The following is an 18,405-nucleotide window of genomic DNA, read 5'->3' on the forward strand; positions in this document are numbered from 1 at the left end:
CGTTTTTCCTAAATTTTCTACTTCCATTATATTCTCTCATATCCAGCTACAGCAATCCTCAAAACCCTTATAATTCAGATATTTCTACAATATCTCTCCCTTTTGGTCTATGCTATGATTTGGAAAGAGAGGAGATGAATGAAATGGCTTTAATAGAGTGCAAATTTTATTCTGAAGTACTAGGTTTGAATACCTCAATGACTGTAATTTTGCCGCAAAAAACAACTACACAAATCGGGATGAGTAATGTAACAAGAGGTGATCTTCACCCTACTTTGTATTTACTGCATGGCTTGTCTGACGATGATTCGATCTGGCTACGCCGGACTTCCATAGAACGGTATGTAGCGGAGATGGGGATAGCTGTGGTAATGCCAAATGTGCACCGCAGTTTCTACACAGATATGGCCATGGGGGGCCGTTATTGGACCTTCATTAGTGAGGAGTTGCCGATGCTGGCGCGCTCATTTTTCCCGCTTTCCGATAAACGCGAGGAGAACTTTGTAGCCGGGTTGTCGATGGGTGGTTATGGAGCGATTAAGCTGGGACTGCGTAAACCGGAATCTTTTGCAGCAGCAGCGAGTTTGTCTGGAGCACTTGATATGGCGCATAATTTCTTGAACGGGGAAGGTGCTACCACTAAAAGCAAAGAATACGAAATGATCTTCGGAAAAGAAGATACCGCTGGAACGCCGGAAGACCTTCTTTGGCTGCTTGAGGAAGTGAACCGCTCCACGGGACCAAAACCAGTGTTGTATCAATGCTGTGGCACAGAAGATTTCCTATATACCGATAACTTGAGATTCCGCGATGCCTGCCAGGCAACCTCACTTTCTTTAACCTATGAAGAAGGTCCGGGGACACATGAATGGGGATACTGGGATGCCAAAATCCGCGATGTGCTGGCATGGCTACCTTTAAAAAGTAACTAGCTGTACTTAATAGACCACAAAAAGATGCAGCCATAAGCTGCACCTTAATATCTGTTCTACTCAGATTGCCCTCTTCGGAGGGTTCTTCTCGCTTAATTGCTTACCGTCCTTATAAGGACGCCGAAGGCAATTATGCTTGTTTGGTGATTTTTTTAAATAATCCAGTCTGTTCTGTGATTCCTTTTTCAGCAGCAAATCTTTCAATACTCGATGCACCAAAGAATCCGTCTATGCCTTCTGTCCGTTCAATTACGTACGCCGCATCTTCTGGCTCTGCAATCGGTCCGCCGTGACAAATTACCATAATATCTGGATTTACTGCTTTCCCTGCTTTAATAATCGCTTCGATTCTTTCTACACAATCATCCAATGTAAGAGCAGTCTTAGCTCCAATTGTACCTTTGGTAGTCAAGCCCATATGTGCCACCAAAATATCTGCGCCGGCTTCTGCCATGGCTTTTGCTTGCTCAGGATCAAATACATAAGGAGTGGTGAGCATATCCAATTCATGCGCAGCTCTAATCATATCTACTTCTAAACCATATCCCATGCCGGTCTCTTCTAGATTCTGTCTGAATACGCCATCGATCAAACCTACGGTTGGGAAGTTTTGTACGCCGCTAAAACCTTGTTCCTTAAGTTGTTTTAAATAAACCTCCATTACTCTAAATGGATCTGTTCCGCATACGCCTGCTAATACAGGGGTGTTTTTTACAACAGGCAATACCTCCGAGCCCATTTCGACTACTATTTGGTTGGCATCCCCATAAGATAATAACCCTGCCAGTGATCCACGGCCTGCCATTCTGTATCTTCCTGAATTATAAACAATCAGCATATCTGCTCCGCCAGCTTCACTGCTTTTTGCAGTAATTCCTGTGCCAGCCCCCACGCCTAAAAGAATCTTTCCATTTGCCACTTCTTCTCTAAACTTCGCCATGATTTCAGTTCTTGTATTTTTGTTCATGTGTAACGCCTCCATTTAAATATTTATTTATCTTATAAAAATCTTATTTGCTCATGAGATCTATTAGCTTCTGCGCTGCTGCTTCTGCAAACTCCACATCATTAATGGCACAATCCATTTCGATAACCTCGACAACATTTCTGTTTACACCATTTCTTAAGGTATCAAATAACATTTGATCTTCCTCTACCCCATAAAAAGCTTCCCCTGCGACATCAATGCCGGATATCCCTTTAAGCGGCAGCATTAACACCGTTTTCTCTTTGGCCATATTTAATTTCTCGACAAGCTTTTTGCCGATGGCTTCATTTTCTTCTACTGTTGTTCTCATCAGAGTAACTGTTGGATTGTGTTTATAAAACTTATGTCCAGCAAATTTGGCTGGTACCGTATCATAAGGGCCAAAGTTGCACATATCAAGCGCACCTACCGAGACAACCTGTGGAATATGATGTTTACCAGCAGCTTCTAACCGATGAGGTCCAGCATTTAGCACACCACCAATAATTTCGTCCGCCCATTCTGTTGTGGTCAGATCCAATACACCTTCAATAAAACCAGCCTCGATTAGCGCTTCCATGGACTGGCCACCTACACCTGTTGCATGGAATACAAGCACTTCATAGCCTCTAGTCTCAAGATAGTTACGGGCTGCCGTCACACAGGGAGTTGTTACCCCAAACATGGTTGTAGCTACTAATGGTTTTTTCTCTATCACTTGTTTATTCTCAAATTTAAGCATACCGGCGATGGCGAAAGCTGCATTAGTAAAAATCTTTGTTGAAATAGAGTTCAGCCCGGCAACATCCACTACGGATGGCATCATGACAATATCACTAGTGCCTACATATGGAGCAGTATTCCCTGAAGCTACGGTCGAAACCATCACTTTAGGTACACCAATAGGTAATGCCCGCATACCCGGTGTTACAAGTGAAGTGCCTCCAGTGCCCCCAAAGGAGATAATTCCATCAAATTTGCCTTGCTTATATAATTCAGGTACTAATTTTTCCATACCTTTGGCTAATAATTCTGTTGCTAGTGCTCTATCTTTTTTGGCAACGAGCTCATCTATACTTACACCCGCGGCTGCTGCTACTTCTCTATTAGAGATATCCGGTGTAAACGTGGGCTCAAACACACCTGTATGAATTGTAAACGTACCCAGCTCCAAGCTTTCCAGTAAATTTTTAATGTAGAGATATTCTTCACCCTTGGTGTCAAAAGTTCCGGCAATAGCAATCGTCTTCATTTCTTCAACCTCCTCCTCAAATATCTGCAACAAGAAATATAAGGATAATGTATAATGTGAAACTTATGCTTTCTTATATTTCAAAAAAAAGCATGATCAACTTATGAGTTAATCATACTTCTTTGATTTATGGATGAAAACGCTTTTATGTCTTATGTTTTTGTGTTTATGTTAGATTTATATTGTTTTGGAGAGAACCCTTTATACTTTTTAAACATTTTACTAAACTGCGCATAGTCTTGATATCCAACTAATGGCGCTAACTCAGATAACTGGATATGGTCTCTATGTAATATTTCCGCCGCCTTATCCATCCGAAATTGCACGAGATACGTTTGGAAGCTGCAGCCTACTTTTTTGGTGAACAAACTGCTCAAGTAACTTCGGGATACATGTGCCACCTTAGCTAAATCTGCAAACAAGATCTCATTCCTATAATTTTGAGCTACGTATTCTTTTACAAATTCAACATAATCATAGTGCTTTGTGATGCCATCTAACATTTTGACCATAAAATCATCTTCATCCAGCGTCCCCGACACTTTAAAAGCTTTAGTTATATTAGTAATGGACTTCTCCGATGGAATTCTTTCAAAAGCAGAGCCCCCGATATATCCCATCAGATTTTGATTATTGCTGTACATATATTGCACATCAATTGGCGTTTTCACCGGACCACCGTAAACCAGCTTAATTAAATCTGGCTTTAGCTCATTGCATGTATTAAATATCTTGTCCGCTTTAACCTTGGCAGCTTCCAGAGAGAATACTTTCTTAGCGCCTAATAACCCGCCTTCTGTTAGACCTAGATGCGCACAAATAATATCCGCTCCAGCCTCAATCATCTGTGCTGCCTGGATTTCGTCAAATACAAAAGCAATGGTAAACAAATCCTTCTCATGGGCTATTCTTATGGCTTCTACTTCAAGTAGATAACCATTCCCCTCTTCTTCGAGCGCTTCTCCAAATTGACCATCTATTAAACCAACCGTGGGGTAATTATTAATGCCGGCAAAGCCTCTATTCTTTATTTCACTTATATAGGATTCCATATCTTTTGTCGGATCAGTTGCATTGAGGCCAAAAATAATAGGGATATCTCTGACTAACGGTATGATCTCTCTAGATGCAAAGTCCATCACCATATCATTGCTATTACAAAATGGTAAAATACCAGCGAGAGAGCTCCTCCCCATCTGGCGAAATTTACCCGAGTTTAACATCAGAATGAAATCAGCACCACCCTGCTTCGCATACTTTGCTGTTATACCAGCACCGGTGGCTACTCCAATAATATGATTGCCTACTTTTAATTCCGATCTAAGCTCGTCTAGGATTTGCTTTCTGTTCATATCTACGAACCCTCCTATCCTAACCTAAGGATAACCGTAAAGAACACTGCTAATCCAGTCATAGTTCATTTAGATAATAAAAAAATCCCGCCTGCCACCTATAAAGGTCTGAGGCGAGATTTGATATGGATACGGTTTACAATATAGCGTCTCCGTGTTGTACAACCCATTCATTAGCTTCGTGCAATGCCAGCTCTGCCCGTTCAATTGCAGCCTTCACCTGAACGGTGGCTGTGCCGCCATAAACGTTACGAGCGTTAACTACAGCTTCCGGTTGAAGAACAGCATAGATATTCTCGTCGAAAAGCGGCGAGAATTGCTTGAACTCTTCCAGGGTCAAATCCAACAAGAATTTGCCTTCGTTGATGCAGTAGAGTACCGTTTTCCCGATTACCTCATGCGCTTGGCGGAAAGGAAGCCCCTTGCCTACCAAGAAGTCGGCGATATCCGTTGCATTCGAGAAATCCGTGTTCACCGCTTCACGCATACGACCTTTGTTCACCTTCATAGTGGAGATCATCGGCGCGAACAATTGCAGTGCACCAGTCAGCGTAGTAACCGTATCAAACATGCCTTCTTTGTCTTCCTGCATATCCTTGTTGTACGCCAGCGGCAATGATTTCAGCACCGTCAGCAAGCCAATCAGGTTGCCGTAAACGCGGCCTGTTTTGCCCCGTACCAGTTCTGGTACGTCAGGGTTCTTCTTCTGCGGCATAATGCTGCTGCCTGTGCAGAAAGCATCATCCAGTTCTACAAAGCTGAACTCTGTGCTGCTCCACAGGACCAGTTCCTCACTGAGTCTGGATAGATGTGTCATGATAAGGGAAGCATTCGCCAAGAACTCCACGATGAAATCGCGGTCGCTGACAGCATCCAGACTGTTCTCATACACACTGTCAAAACCCAGTTGTTCTGCTACAAAATGACGGTCAATCGGGAAGGTCGTTCCCGCAAGCGCTCCTGCTCCGAGTGGCAGCACGTTGATCCGTTTGTAGCTGTCCGTCAGACGTTCTGCATCGCGGCGGAACATCGATACGTAAGCCAGCAAGTGATGAGCAAACAGGATCGGCTGTGCCCGTTGCAAATGCGTATAACCAGGGACGATGGTCTCTACATTATCTTTGGCTTGTTCGATCAAAGCTTCCTGCAGCTCATGCAGCAAACTAACTAGCTCAACTACACGGCCACGTAAGTAAAGGTGCATGTCCGTCGCCACTTGATCATTACGGCTACGTCCTGTGTGCAGCTTACCACCAACTGGACCGATTTCCTCGATCAGATGTTTTTCAATATTCATATGGATGTCTTCATCCGATACTGAGAAAACAACCTCTCCAGCATTAACCTTGTCCAGCACTTTGTTCAGACCTTGTTTGATTGTTTCCACGTCTTCTTGTGGAAGGATTCCGCATTTGCCCAGCATCGTGACATGTGCCAGACTGCCTTGCACATCCTCTTTGGCCAAAGCCTTATCAAAGCCAATGGAAGCCGTATATTCCTCCACCAGCTTGTTCGTTCCTTTAGTAAACCGTCCGCCCCAAAGCTTGCTCACCTGTTGTTTCCTCCTCTTGGACGCCAGAGGGCCGCTCCTATCCTGACGGGAGGAACGGCCTTCGGGGTTGCCCGTTTAAGTTTATGTTATCGTTCTATTTCGAAGCTCCATTTACACCTGTAGAAACCTTAAGGCGCAATGCGTTCAAGTGGATAAAACCAGTTGCATCCCCTTGATCATAAGCTTGTGTAGGATCAGCTTCCATCGTTGCAATTTCAGGGTTGTACAGGCTGACTGGGCTCTTCACTCCAGCGCCGATGATGTTGCCTTTGTACAGTTTAAGACGAACAGTACCTGTTACATTTTGCTGGCTCTGTGTTACAAGAGCTTGCAGTGCAATACGCTCTGGTGCGAACCAGAAACCGTTATACACCAAAGTGCTGTAACGAGTGATCAGGCTGTCACGCAGGTTCATCACTTCACGGTCCATCGTGATGGACTCCATTTTGCGATGAGCGACGAACAGGATTGTTCCACCCGGAGTCTCATACACACCACGGCTCTTCATGCCGACAAAACGGTTCTCAACCATATCCACACGTCCGATACCGTGTTTACCGCCCAGCTCGTTCAATTTCTCCATCACTTGAAGTGGGTTTAAGGACTCACCATTCAGCGCTACGCAGTCTCCCTTAACGAAATCGAGTTCCAAATATTCCGCTTCATCCGGAGCATCCTCTGGAGCGTTGCTCAGTAGGAACATTCCTTTGTTCTCTGGTGCACTTGGATCAAACCAAGGATCTTCCAGTACGCCGCTCTCATAGCTGATATGCAGCAAGTTACGGTCCATCGAATACGGCTTCGCCGCAGAGGCTTGTACCGGAATATCATTAGCTTCCGCATAAGCGATCATTTCCGCACGACCTGGGAATTGATTGCGGAACTCTTCTAGACGCCAAGGTGCGATCACCTTGATGTTCGGAGCCAATGCAGCTACGCCAAGCTCGAAACGGACTTGGTCGTTCCCTTTGCCTGTCGCGCCGTGCGCGATAGCCGTTGCGCCTTCAGCGATGGCGATATCTACCATGCGCTTAGCGATCAATGGACGAGCAATACTAGTTCCGAGCAAGTATTGGCCTTCATAAAGTGCGCCAGATTGGAACATCGGGTAGATGAAATCGCTAGCGAACTCATCGCGCAGATCGTCGATGTATACTTTCGATGCGCCAGTAGCAAGTGCTTTTTCCTCCAGACCGTCGAGCTCTTCTTTTTGGCCGATATCGGCTGTGAAGGCGATGATCTCCGCGTCATAGGTTTCTTTAAGCCATTTCAAAATAACGGATGTATCCAATCCGCCGGAATAGGCGAGTACAATTTTTTCTTTAGCCATGGTGTGGCAACTTCCTTTCGTGTGGGCTATATAAATTAAAATAAACGTGCCTTTGCCAGCACTCTGACGATAAATCGCAATTACACTGAATATTTGGACTTCCGGTCGCTGTTATCATCAGATTTCTTTTATTTCAAACCGCATTGTGCGGATAAAATCTGATGATAAAGGCGAACGCTACGCTCCTACAGTTCCAAAAATTCCGCTCCATTACTCCATCGTCCAAAGTCTAACTTCGCCCAACATTAATTCAATTTATATAGTGATTTATATTTTATATTTTTTAAATTCCTTAACTCATCAACGCAGCCATTAAAGCTTTTTGCGCATGCAGACGGTTCTCAGCCTGATCAAAGATCACCGAGTTAGGGCCGTCAATCACGCCTGTGCTGACCTCTTCCTCACGGTGGGCTGGCAGACAGTGCAGGAAGAGATAATCGCTCTTAGCGCCTTTTACAAGCTCCTCATTGACCTGATAGTCCTTGAATGCCGCTTCACGTGCCTTTTGCTCCTCCTCGAAGCCCATACTCGCCCATACATCTGTATAGATGACGTCAGCGTCTTGTACAGCTTCTTGCGGGCTGCGAGTGACCACAATCTTCGCTCCGGTTTCTTTAGCGATCTCACGAACTTCTGCGACAACCGCGGCATCTGGCTCATAACCTTCCGGTCCGGCGATAGATACGTCCACGCCCAGCTTAGCTCCGCCAATCATTAAGGAATGCGCCATATTGTTGCCATCGCCGATGTAAGCCAGCTTCAGGCCTTTGAGCTTTCCTTTGTGCTCATAAATCGTTTGATAATCCGCCAGCACTTGGCAAGGATGTGCCAGGTCACTTAGACCGTTGATTACAGGAATAGAAGCATAACGAGCGAGATCTTCAACCTTGTCATGGCCGAAGGTACGGATCATAATCCCGTCGAGATAACGCGACATTACTTGCGCTGTATCACCAACAGTTTCTCCGCGTCCAAGCTGGATATCATTTTTGCTCAAGAAAAGGGCATGCCCTCCCAGCTGATACATTCCAACTTCAAACGACACACGCGTACGTGTAGAGGATTTTTCAAAAATAAGTCCAATCGTCTTTCCCTTCAGCGGCTGAAATTCTTCGCCATTTTTCTGCTTCTTCTTCAGCTCAATCGCCGAATCAATCAGATACGTAATTTCCTCCGGGCTGTAGTCGTTCAGCTCCAGTAAATCACGGCCTTTCAGTTGCTGCGCAATGGTGTGTTTATTACTCTGTACGCCCTGACTCATGAGCTTACCTCCCCGTTTGCTTGTTTAGCATAAGTATGAATGAGTTCGCATAGGATGTCCACCGCTTGGTCGATCTCCTCTTTGCTTACATATAGATTAGGCAGCAGACGAAGAACATTAGGACCGGCTGTCACGAACAACAGGCCTTTCTTTTGTCCAGCCAGTACAATATCGCCTACTGGGGATTGACATTCAATCCCGATCAACAGCCCTTTACCACGGATATCCTTCACAAAAGAACAGTCCGCCAGCTTCTCTTTCAAAAGACCTGTCAGGTACTTACCCATATCTTCGGCGCGCTGTGGAAGCTCATCTTCCAGCATCGTCTCAATCGTCGCTGCCATAACAGCTGTTGCTAGCGGTGTTCCCCCGAAGGTGGACGCATGGCTGCCCGCTGAGAAGGCTTCACGCAAATATCCTTTGCCAAGCATTAAACCTGCCGGGAACCCGCTAGCAATCCCCTTTGCCAAGGTGAAAATATCCGGTTCAATTCCATAATGCTGATGAGCGAACAGCTTGCCTGTACGTCCCATACCTGTCTGTACTTCATCTACAATCAGAAGCAATCCGTGGTTCTTACACAAGGCCACTACAGCGTTCAAGAACTCAGGTTCTACCTCAAGCACGCCGCCCTCTGCAAGTACCATCTCCAGCATGATAGCAGCTGTATGATCTCCGATAGCAGCTTCTAACGCTGGGAGATCATGCAAGGGTACGGTCTTGAAACCTGCTGGAAGCGGCAGGAAGCCTTCTTTTACCTTTTGCTGGCCTGTAGCTGTTAGTGTTGCCAGTGTACGTCCATGGAAGGATTGTTCGAATGTGATAACCTCATAACGGTCGACACCTTTAATCTTCTGATGGTAACGGCGGGCCAGCTTAATAGCAGCCTCATTCGCTTCTGCCCCGCTATTGCAGAAAAATACTTGATCAGCGCAGCTATTCTCTGTCAGAAGGTTGGCAACTTTATCTTGTCCCGGAATATGGAACAGATTCGAGACATGCCAGAGCGTATCAATCTGATCCTTCAGCTTAGCGCCGACTTTTTCAGGAGCATGACCTAGACTGGTCACAGCCAATCCACTGGTGAAATCCAGATACTTATTGCCTTTATCATCCCATACCCAGGTACCCTTGCCTTTAACTAAGCTGATATCATATCTGGCGTAAGAAGGGAACACTGCACTCAGCTTGCCTGCTGTAACATCCGGTGTACCTGATCCTACTGTATCGGTCTGCTGTGCCCCTGCTTGCGAATCCAACTCCGCTTGTGTAAGCTTGCTCATTCTAAGTCACTCTCCCATCGGCTGCTCCTGTGAACAGGCTGCGCCTCTAATTTGTATTTATCTATGATTCTACGAACGAATAATACGTGTACCTATCGCTTCACCTTGCAGTACTCGACTAAGCACCCGCGGTTCTTTTCCATCCACAATGATAACCTCTGATACGCTGCCCTGAATGCAATCGATAGCTGCCCGCACTTTAGGGATCATGCCACCGTAGATTTCCCCACTTTCGATCAAGGCTTCGATTTCCTGTACAGTAACGGAGGGAAGCACAATCTTTTCACCTTCCACTGTACTCATGATGCCTGGCACATCTGTGACGACGATCATTTTGGGAGACTCCACATAGGAAGCAACTGCCCCTGCTGCCGTATCTGCGTTAATATTGTAGCGCTGACCTGCTGCATCTACTCCGATAGGTGCAATGACAGGAATATAACCCATCCCAACAATACCAGTTATGATCTCAGCCTTAACTTCCGTTACTTCTCCTACCAAACCTACTTCGGCGCTGTTCGCCACTGGTTTAGCAATAATCATATTGCCATCGATGCCCGAAAGCCCCAGAGCTAGACCGCCACTCCCTTGAATTCGCCGGACAATCGCCTTGTTTATACTCCCTGCCAGCGTCATCTCTACAACATCTAGTACTTCCTCGGTGGTTACTCGCAGGCCATTCACAAAGCTGCTTTCAATGCCCAGTTTCGCTAGATTCTCGGAAATGGCTGGCCCTCCACCATGAACAATTACTGGCTGAATGCCCTCCTCCTGCAAATCTCGCAAATCCTCAAAAAAAGAATCAGGTAGAGCCGCAAGCGTACTGCCGCCGCATTTCATTACAAACAATCCACTACCATCTAAAACATCTATAAGTTCAAGCTCGCTATTTAGCGTCATATAATCGATATCCTTCCCTTATGGGCTTAACACGCCATAAATTAAGTGCGATATGCGGCGTTAATACGCACATAATCGTAAGTTAAGTCACAGCCCCAAGCCGTTGCTTTTCCGCTTCCATCATGCAGATCTACAGTGATCAGCACAGTTTCACTTTTTTGCAAATAGGCCAAAGCCTTTTCCTCGTCAAAAGCAACTGGCTTCGAGTGCAAAAGCACCTCAATATCCCCTAACGAAATGTTCACATGCTCCGGCGATACCGGAACACCCGCGCGTCCAACCGCAGCAATAATCCGTCCCCAGTTCGCATCCGCTCCAAAAATAGCAGATTTCACTAGACTAGAACCAACCACTGTCTTAGCAATCGCTGCCGCCGCCTCATCATGAACAGCCCCATTCACTTGAACCTCAATCAGGTGAGTTGCACCTTCGCCATCTCGAGCAATCGCTTTGGCAAGCGTCTGGCACACATAAGTGAATCCAGCAGCAAAAGCGTCCCAATCCGGATGCAGCCTTGTCAGCTTCTCATTACCGGCAAGCCCACTCGCCATCGACACTAACATATCATTGGTGCTAGTATCTCCATCGACTGTAATCATATTAAAAGTAACATTCGTAGCTGAACGCAAAAGACTAAGTAAATCCTCCACTGCAATATCAGCATCCGTGGTCATAAAGCCAAGCATGGTAGCCATGTTAGGATGGATCATCCCTGAACCCTTTGCAGCTCCGGCAATTGTAACTTCTACACCGCCAACGAGCACCTTCACGGCGATCTCTTTTTTAACTAAATCAGTGGTAAGTATAGCTTGGCAGAATTCTTCCGCGCCAATAGCTCCTCCGTCCAGCTTCTCTGGTATTGCAGTAATTCCGCTACGTACGCAATCCATCTTCAACAGTTCACCGATAACTCCAGTCGAAGCAACTGCCACATCATTAACGGCCACACCTAAATGCTTAGCCGCAGCAGCGCGCATCTCATAAGCATCTGCTTCACCTTGTTCGCCTGTGCAGGCATTGGCATTCCCGCTGTTCACGATAACCGCCTGCAATACTCCGTTCGAAAGGCTTTCCCGAGTCACTTTCAGCGGAGCCGCCTGAAAAACATTCGTCGTATACACAGCCGCAGCCGTTGCCGGAACTTCACACAGAATCACTCCGAGATCGTTGCGATCTGTTTTTTTTAATCCACAATGCAATCCTCCGGACTTAAAACCCTTAGGTGAAGTGATGCTTCCACCCTCCAAGGTGGTAAATAACTCAATCTCGCTCATATTATTTGTACCGCTGATCCTTATGGATACACAGGTGTGTAGCCGAGGCCAAGGGTTTCCTCCCATCCCATCATCAAATTAAGGTTCTGTATTGCCTGCCCTGCCGCACCTTTTACAACATTATCAATGACGGAGACTATGGTCACCCGCCCTGTACGAGTATCTGTTGCAAATCCGATATCACAATAATTAGAGCCGCTAACTTCTTTTGTCGCCGGAATCACACCTATATCACGCACCCGCACATATGGCCGGCCCGCATAATATTCACGGTATAAATTCACAAAATCCTGCTCCGTATAATTGTCCGTCATCCCTGCATACATCGTACTCATAATTCCCCGGCTCATCGGCACGAGATGTGTGGTGAACGTTACCGTTACCTTTTCTCCAGCAACCTCTGTTAGTGTCTGCTCAATTTCTGGTATATGTTGATGCTTATTGATTTTATAAGCTTTAAAGTTCTCATTAATCTCTGCGTAGTGCACCATCAGGCTTGTTCCGCGTCCTGCTCCAGTAACTCCTGATTTCGCATCAATAATAATACTGTCATGCTTAATCCAACCTGCCTGAATTGCAGGAATTAGTCCAAGAAGTGTAGCAGTAGGATAACAGCCTGGATTAGATATAAAATCAACCCCAGCCGCACGCTCTCCAAACACCTCGCAAAGTCCGTATACAGCCTGCTCTAGATATTCATCAGCCGGAGCGGGATGTTTATACCAGTGCTCATAATCTGCACCATCCTTTAATCGGAAATCACCGGACAGATCCACGACCTTAAGTCCAGCTTCCAGCAGCTGCGGTACCAGCTTTGCGCTCACACCCGACGGCGTCGCCGTAAATACCACATCTGCCCGCTCAGCCATCTGAGCCGGGTCAACGCCATCCAGCCTTCGATCAATGATACCCGTCAAATGCGGAAAACCTTCCTCTATAGCATCCCCTGCACTTGATGAGGAAATTACCGAAGTAATCTCTACCTTAGGATGACTTTGTAGCAGCCGAATCAGCTCTACGCCCCCATAACCCGTTGATCCAACAATCGCCGCTCTCAGCTTGCCTTCCACTGTCATCCCCACTTCCTGCTTATCATGAATTATAATAAATAATATAATGCATACCGTCTTAGAAATATGTATTATTATACGACTCAATTAATATAAATACAACACATAGTGTTAACTTTCTTTATTCCTAAATATAATTGTATTTACAAAAAAAGAGAAGCATAGCTTCTCCTTGAGGAGAAATTACACTTCTCTTTTAAACCCTTCACCCAGCACCTCATGCGCCTCAGTTATAATCACAAAAGCACTAGTATCTACCGATTGAACAATCGCTTTTAATCTGGAAACCTCATTCTGGCCTACTACAACCATCAACACCGTACGCTCATCACCAGTATAACCGCCATGTGCATCCAGCTTCGTCAGACCCCGATCCAGATCATTCAAAATCGCCTCAGATATTTCTTCCGTCTTGTCCGAGATTATGTAAGCCACCTTTGTATAACGGAAGCCTACCTCTATCGCATTAATGGCCTTACCTGTAACAAACAGACCGATCAGTGCATATAGTGCTTGTTCCATACCGAGTATAAAAGCAGCCAGCACAATGACCGTCCCGTCCAGCAGCACTACGGAAATCGAGAAGCTGAGACCGGATATCTTTTGAATAATCTGCGCCAAAATAGTAAGTCCACCTGTCGAGCCCCGTCCGCGGAACACAAGACCTAACCCCACCCCCACACAGATACCGCCATAAATGGAGGCTAAGAGTGGATTGGTGGTAGGTGCAGGCAAATCTTTTGTCAACAAGATAAAGAGCGGCAACACAAAGCTCCCAAGCAGCGAGCGAACTCCGTATTGTTTACCCAAGAAGATTACCCCGAGTACAAACAACGGAATATTAAGCGCCCACTGCGTAAATGCCGGTTCAGCCCCAAACCAAGCTTCAGCCAATACAGACAGACCGGATACACCACCAGAAGCAATATGATTAGGCAGAAAAAAAAGATTAAACCCCAGCGCTGTAACTAGCGACCCGAGCAAAATTAACATCGTATCCACCACATGTCGGAGTGGCCCATTCAGAGGAATCAGTGGGGGTTTATTACGTGAATTGACTTTTTGCATTTCAAAGGCTCTCCTTAAAGTGTCATCTTGCTCTACGAAAGAAGAAACGGCCATCCCATCCTAATCCATGAATGGTATCCGTTTCCCCGAAACTCTCTTTTATTCTGCCTCAATCTTGATCTGGCTACGCAAGTAACCATCAATGAATGCATCAATATCTCCGTCCATCACAGCGCCAACATTCCCCGTTTCCACGGAAGTACGGTGATCCTTAACCATGTTATACGGATGGAATACATAGGAACGGATCTGACTGCCCCAAGCAATATCGGATTGCTCACCGCGAATCTCATCCAAATGCTGCTGTTGCTCTTGCAGTTTGCGCTCATATAGCTTGGAACGCAGCATTTTCATCGCTTGTTCGCGGTTTTTGATCTGTGAACGTTCGTTCTGACAGGTTACCACCACACCCGTAGGTAAGTGAGTAATCCGTACCGCGGAGTCTGTGGTATTAATATGCTGTCCACCGGCGCCACTTGCACGATACGTATCGATCTTAAGATCCTCCGTACGAATCTCAACCTCTACATCATCGGCAATTTCCGGAACGACATCACAGGATACAAAAGAAGTATGTCTTCTGCCCGAAGAGTCAAACGGAGAAATCCGTACTAGCCGATGTACACCTTTTTCAGCTTTCAGATATCCGTAGGCGTTGAAGCCTTTAATAAGTAGTGTGACACTCTTAATTCCCGCTTCATCACCCGGTAAGTAGTCCAGCACCTCAACCTTGAATCCACGTTTTTCAGCCCAACGGGTATACATCCGCAGCAGCATCTGGCCCCAGTCTTGGGATTCCGTACCGCCCGCACCCGGATGGAGCTCAAGAATAGCATTCAGCTTGTCATACGGCTGGTTAAGTAGCAATTGCAGCTCGAATTCATCAACTTTACTGCCTAAACTGCTGATCGTCTCCCCAATCTCTGCCGCAAGACCTTCATCGCCCTCTTCATCCGCAAGCTCCGCCATCATTGCAGCATCGTCGTATTCTTGTTGCAGCTTCTCGTATTGATCCACGGACGATTTCACGGCATTCATCTCGCCGATCACGCTCTGTGCCTGCTCTGGATTATCCCAGAAGCCTGGAGCAGCCATTTTTTCTTCAAAGTTCGAGATCATCTCTTGCTTAAGATCTAAGTCAAAGAGACCCCCTAAGGTCAGTTAGTTTCTTGCCTATTTCACGCAGATCCTGCTTTACATTAGCTTCAATCATATGGTCACTTCACCTTTCAAAATAGGTTGTTACGGTCCTCGCTATTGGAAAGTTAGTAATGAGTGAATGTTCAGCCATTCCGAGAAGGATTGGACTTCCGATCGCTGTTGTTTCCAGATTCCTTGAATTGATAACCGCATAGCGGTTGGAATCCCGAAACAAAGGCAACACTCCGTTTTTCCAGTTCCAAACCTTCTCTCCATTCCACATTCACTCAAGTGCTAAATATCCAAAAAAGCGACTGGGCCGTAAACGGGGGATACCCCCGGGCCCAGCCGCTCTTTATGGTTAGTATACCCATAGAGATCAGGGTTAAAGACTTACATCTTCAACACCTGAATATGAGCGCTACTAAACGTTTGTCTTATGCGTTTTGACCGTGGCAGTTCTTGTACTTCTTGCCGCTTCCGCAAGGGCAAAGATCATTACGACCAGCCGCAGCCTCAACATGTACCGGACGTTTCTCAGCAGGTTCGCTGTTAGTGGAAATTTTATTTTCCTCTACAACGGATTGACGCTCCTGATTTGTCTCGATGTGAGCCTTCATAATATAAGTAGCTACTTCTTCTTGAATCGTAGCCGTCATAGTATTAAACATTTCGAAACCTTCGAATTGATACTCGCGAAGTGGATCTGTACCACCGTAAGCACGCAGGTGAATCCCTTGACGCAATTGATCCATCGCATCGATGTGATCCATCCACTTGCTGTCTACAGAGCGCAGCACGATTACCTTCTCGAATTCACGCACCAATTCTGAACCCAGGCGTTCTTCACGAGCAGCATATTTCTCAAGTACACGTTCGAAGATGTACTCAATGATCTCTTCTGCTTCTTTGCCCCACAGAATATCGCGAGTCAAAGCACCTTCTTCAAGCAGCTTGCTGTTTACGTAATCAGCAACTTCTTGCAGCTCCCAGTTCTCAGGAATATCGTCACTGCAGTGTGCGTGAACAATACGTTCAATAACCGGCTTGATCATTTCAAGTACGATATCTTTAATATTTTCAGACTCCAGAATCTCACGGCGTTGTTTATAAATAATTTCACGCTGTTGATTCATCACGTCATCATATTGCAATACGACTTTACGAATATCAAAGTTATTACCTTCAACACGTTTCTGAGCAGATTCCACAGCACGCGTAATCATGCGGCTCTCAATCGGCTGATCTTCCTCAAACCCAAGGCGATCCATCATACTCAAAACGTTGTCAGCGCCAAAACGCTTCATCAACTCATCACCAAGGGATAAGTAGAATTGTGTAGAACCTGGGTCCCCTTGACGACCCGCACGACCACGCAGCTGGTTATCAATCCGGCGCGATTCATGACGCTCTGTACCAATGATATGCAGACCTCCAAGATCTGTCACACCTTCGCCCAGAACGATGTCCGTACCACGACCTGCCATGTTGGTAGCAATCGTAACTGTACCTGGCTGACCTGCATGTGTAATGATTTCAGCTTCAGCAGCGTGATGCTTCGCGTTAAGCACTTGGTGTCTAACGCCTTTGCGCTTCAGCATTTCAGATACGAGCTCTGAATTCTCAATCGATACTGTACCAACAAGTACAGGTTGGTTCTTTTTGTGACGCTCTACAATTTCTGCCACAACAGCGTTGAACTTACCGTTCTCACTCTTGTAGACGACATCTGGCATATCTACGCGCTGATTCGGTTTATTCGTAGGGACTTGAAGAACTTCAAGACCATAAATCTTCTTGAACTCTTCTTCCTCAGTTTTAGCTGTACCTGTCATACCACCCAATTTGCGATACATACGGAAATAGTTCTGGAAAGTAATCGTAGCAAGCGTCATGCTCTCATTCTGTACTTCGATTTCTTCCTTCGCTTCAATCGCTTGGTGCAAACCGTCACTATAACGACGGCCTGACATTAAACGTCCCGTAAATTCATCAACAATAACGACCTCACCCTCGTTAACAACGTAGTCTACGTCACGACGCATAATTACGTTTGCTTTCAGGGCTTGGACGATATGGTGATTCAAGGTTACATGACTGTGATCATACAAGTTCTCAATACCAAAAGCGCGTTCAGCAGTAGCTACACCTTTTTCAGTCAAGGCTACGGACTTCACTTTGATATCAACTGTGTAGTCTTCTTCAGCTTTAAGCTTTTTCACAAAACGGTCTGCTGCAAAGTACAATTCAGTAGACTTCTCAGCTTGTCCGGAAATGATAAGAGGTGTACGTGCTTCATCAATAAGAATGGAGTCCACTTCATCAATAATACAGAAATAAAGAGGGCGCTGAACCATTTGTTCTTTATAAAGCACCATGTTGTCACGCAAATAATCGAAACCAAATTCGTTGTTCGTGCCATACGTAATATCGCAGGCGTAAGCATCTTGTTTATCAGCATGGTCCATACCGCTTAGGTTAACCCCAACCGTCATGCCCAGGAAGTTATAGATTTGTGCCATTTGTGCGCTGTCGCGCTGAGCCAAATAGTCATTGACCGTTACAACGTGTACGCCTTTACCAAGCAAAGCATTCAAGTACACCGGCAATGTTCCTACTAGAGTCTTACCTTCACCAGTCTTCATCTCGGAGATTCGGCCTTCATGCAGAGCCATACCACCAATTAACTGTACATCAAAATGCCGCATGCCAAGCGTCCGTTTGGAAGCTTCACGTACGGTTGCAAACGCCTCAGGAAGAATTTCTTCCAAGGTTTCGCCTTTCTCAATACGGGCGCGGAACTCTTCCGTCTTAGCTTTTAAAGCTTCATCGGATAGTGCTACAAATTCCGGCTCCAATCCATTAATTACATCGACTGTCTTCATGAGACGTTTAACGTCACGATCGTTTGTGTCTCCGAATATTTTCTTTACAAGTCCTAGCATGGTTAACCCCTTTCATGCAACACAGATGGTGGAACCGAGCCCATCCTCACAAAATTGAAAGGGCCATTTATAAATTCGA

Annotated in this window: 14 protein-coding genes; 1 reads left to right on the plus strand and 13 read right to left on the minus strand. The window is 45.8% G+C overall.

Annotated elements, in window-relative coordinates; all coding sequences use genetic code 11:
- The first annotated feature begins 143 nt into the window (after positions 1–143).
- Positions 144–932: an alpha/beta hydrolase family protein gene (locus MKZ16_RS30210; protein ID WP_076107045.1), complete on the plus strand. Its 789-nt coding sequence runs from the start codon at positions 144–146 to the stop codon at positions 930–932.
- Between the two features lie 130 nt (positions 933–1,062).
- On the opposite strand, the gene MKZ16_RS30215 is transcribed toward MKZ16_RS30210, so the two are convergent.
- The 13 genes from MKZ16_RS30215 to secA form a co-directional block, all read right to left on the minus strand.
- Positions 1,063–1,899, minus strand: coding sequence for a phosphoenolpyruvate hydrolase family protein (locus tag MKZ16_RS30215; protein ID WP_042192344.1), 837 nt, complete (start codon positions 1,897–1,899; stop codon positions 1,063–1,065).
- 43 nt (positions 1,900–1,942) lie between these two features.
- Positions 1,943–3,151 carry a Tm-1-like ATP-binding domain-containing protein gene (locus tag MKZ16_RS30220; protein ID WP_036678525.1) on the minus strand — a complete coding sequence of 403 codons (1,209 nt, stop codon included), beginning with the start codon at positions 3,149–3,151 and terminating at the stop codon, positions 1,943–1,945.
- Positions 3,152–3,303: 152 nt separating this feature from the next.
- Positions 3,304–4,503 carry a phosphoenolpyruvate hydrolase family protein gene (locus MKZ16_RS30225; protein ID WP_076107043.1) on the minus strand — a complete coding sequence of 400 codons (1,200 nt, stop codon included), beginning with the start codon at positions 4,501–4,503 and terminating at the stop codon, positions 3,304–3,306.
- A 136-nt stretch (positions 4,504–4,639) separates the two neighbouring features.
- The gene (argH, locus tag MKZ16_RS30230; protein ID WP_076107042.1) at positions 4,640–6,055 is read right to left on the minus strand and encodes an argininosuccinate lyase; all 1,416 of its coding nucleotides are present in this window, start codon (positions 6,053–6,055) and stop codon (positions 4,640–4,642) included.
- Between the two features lie 94 nt (positions 6,056–6,149).
- The gene (locus MKZ16_RS30235) at positions 6,150–7,385 is read right to left on the minus strand and encodes an argininosuccinate synthase (RefSeq protein ID WP_042192353.1); all 1,236 of its coding nucleotides are present in this window, start codon (positions 7,383–7,385) and stop codon (positions 6,150–6,152) included.
- A gap of 292 nt (positions 7,386–7,677) precedes the next feature.
- The gene (gene argF, locus MKZ16_RS30240; protein ID WP_038573575.1) at positions 7,678–8,646 is read right to left on the minus strand and encodes an ornithine carbamoyltransferase; all 969 of its coding nucleotides are present in this window, start codon (positions 8,644–8,646) and stop codon (positions 7,678–7,680) included.
- Positions 8,643–9,929, minus strand: coding sequence for an aspartate aminotransferase family protein (locus MKZ16_RS30245; protein WP_076107040.1), 1,287 nt, complete (start codon positions 9,927–9,929; stop codon positions 8,643–8,645). Before MKZ16_RS30245 ends, argF begins: the two co-directional genes overlap by 4 nt.
- A gap of 69 nt (positions 9,930–9,998) precedes the next feature.
- Positions 9,999–10,829: an acetylglutamate kinase gene (gene argB, locus MKZ16_RS30250; protein WP_076107038.1), complete on the minus strand. Its 831-nt coding sequence runs from the start codon at positions 10,827–10,829 to the stop codon at positions 9,999–10,001.
- A gap of 41 nt (positions 10,830–10,870) precedes the next feature.
- On the minus strand, positions 10,871–12,103 hold the full coding sequence (argJ, locus tag MKZ16_RS30255) for a bifunctional ornithine acetyltransferase/N-acetylglutamate synthase (protein ID WP_076107037.1): 1,233 nt from the start codon (positions 12,101–12,103) through the stop codon (positions 10,871–10,873).
- A 20-nt stretch (positions 12,104–12,123) separates the two neighbouring features.
- Positions 12,124–13,173, minus strand: a complete 1,050-nt coding sequence (gene argC, locus MKZ16_RS30260) for an N-acetyl-gamma-glutamyl-phosphate reductase (RefSeq protein ID WP_218642606.1) — start codon at positions 13,171–13,173, stop codon at positions 12,124–12,126.
- Between the two features lie 183 nt (positions 13,174–13,356).
- Positions 13,357–14,241 (minus strand): YitT family protein, encoded by an 885-nt coding sequence (locus MKZ16_RS30265; RefSeq protein WP_036678511.1) that lies wholly within the window; start codon positions 14,239–14,241, stop codon positions 13,357–13,359.
- A 99-nt stretch (positions 14,242–14,340) separates the two neighbouring features.
- Positions 14,341–15,454 (minus strand): peptide chain release factor 2 gene (gene prfB, locus MKZ16_RS30270; protein WP_143758633.1). Its coding sequence is split into 2 segments (ribosomal slippage): positions 14,341–15,381 and positions 15,383–15,454, totalling 1,113 coding nucleotides; the frame shifts between segments, so codons are not numbered across the junction.
- Positions 15,455–15,818: 364 nt separating this feature from the next.
- Positions 15,819–18,326 (minus strand): preprotein translocase subunit SecA, encoded by a 2,508-nt coding sequence (gene secA, locus MKZ16_RS30275; protein ID WP_076107034.1) that lies wholly within the window; start codon positions 18,324–18,326, stop codon positions 15,819–15,821.
- Between the last annotated feature and the right edge of the window lie 79 nt (positions 18,327–18,405).

Origin of the sequence: Paenibacillus sp. FSL R5-0928 (genome assembly GCF_037970385.1) — a bacterium.
Taxonomy (GTDB): Bacteria; Bacillota; Bacilli; order Paenibacillales; family Paenibacillaceae; genus Paenibacillus_AQ; species Paenibacillus_AQ odorifer.

Bases quoted from the DNA above. Each gene is read 5' to 3' on its own strand.
- MKZ16_RS30210 (WP_076107045.1), top strand. From the start codon at position 144: ATGGCTTTAATAGAGTGCAAATTTTATTCTGAAGTACTAGGTTTGAAT.
- MKZ16_RS30215 (WP_042192344.1), bottom strand. From the start codon at position 1,899: ATGAACAAAAATACAAGAACTGAAATCATGGCGAAGTTTAGAGAAGAA.
- MKZ16_RS30220 (WP_036678525.1), bottom strand. From the start codon at position 3,151: ATGAAGACGATTGCTATTGCCGGAACTTTTGACACCAAGGGTGAAGAA.
- MKZ16_RS30225 (WP_076107043.1), bottom strand. From the start codon at position 4,503: ATGAACAGAAAGCAAATCCTAGACGAGCTTAGATCGGAATTAAAAGTA.
- MKZ16_RS30235 (WP_042192353.1), bottom strand. From the start codon at position 7,385: ATGGCTAAAGAAAAAATTGTACTCGCCTATTCCGGCGGATTGGATACA.
- argF (WP_038573575.1), bottom strand. From the start codon at position 8,646: ATGAGTCAGGGCGTACAGAGTAATAAACACACCATTGCGCAGCAACTG.
- MKZ16_RS30245 (WP_076107040.1), bottom strand. From the start codon at position 9,929: ATGAGCAAGCTTACACAAGCGGAGTTGGATTCGCAAGCAGGGGCACAG.
- argB (WP_076107038.1), bottom strand. From the start codon at position 10,829: ATGACGCTAAATAGCGAGCTTGAACTTATAGATGTTTTAGATGGTAGT.
- argJ (WP_076107037.1), bottom strand. From the start codon at position 12,103: ATGAGCGAGATTGAGTTATTTACCACCTTGGAGGGTGGAAGCATCACT.
- MKZ16_RS30265 (WP_036678511.1), bottom strand. From the start codon at position 14,241: ATGCAAAAAGTCAATTCACGTAATAAACCCCCACTGATTCCTCTGAAT.
- secA (WP_076107034.1), bottom strand. From the start codon at position 18,326: ATGCTAGGACTTGTAAAGAAAATATTCGGAGACACAAACGATCGTGAC.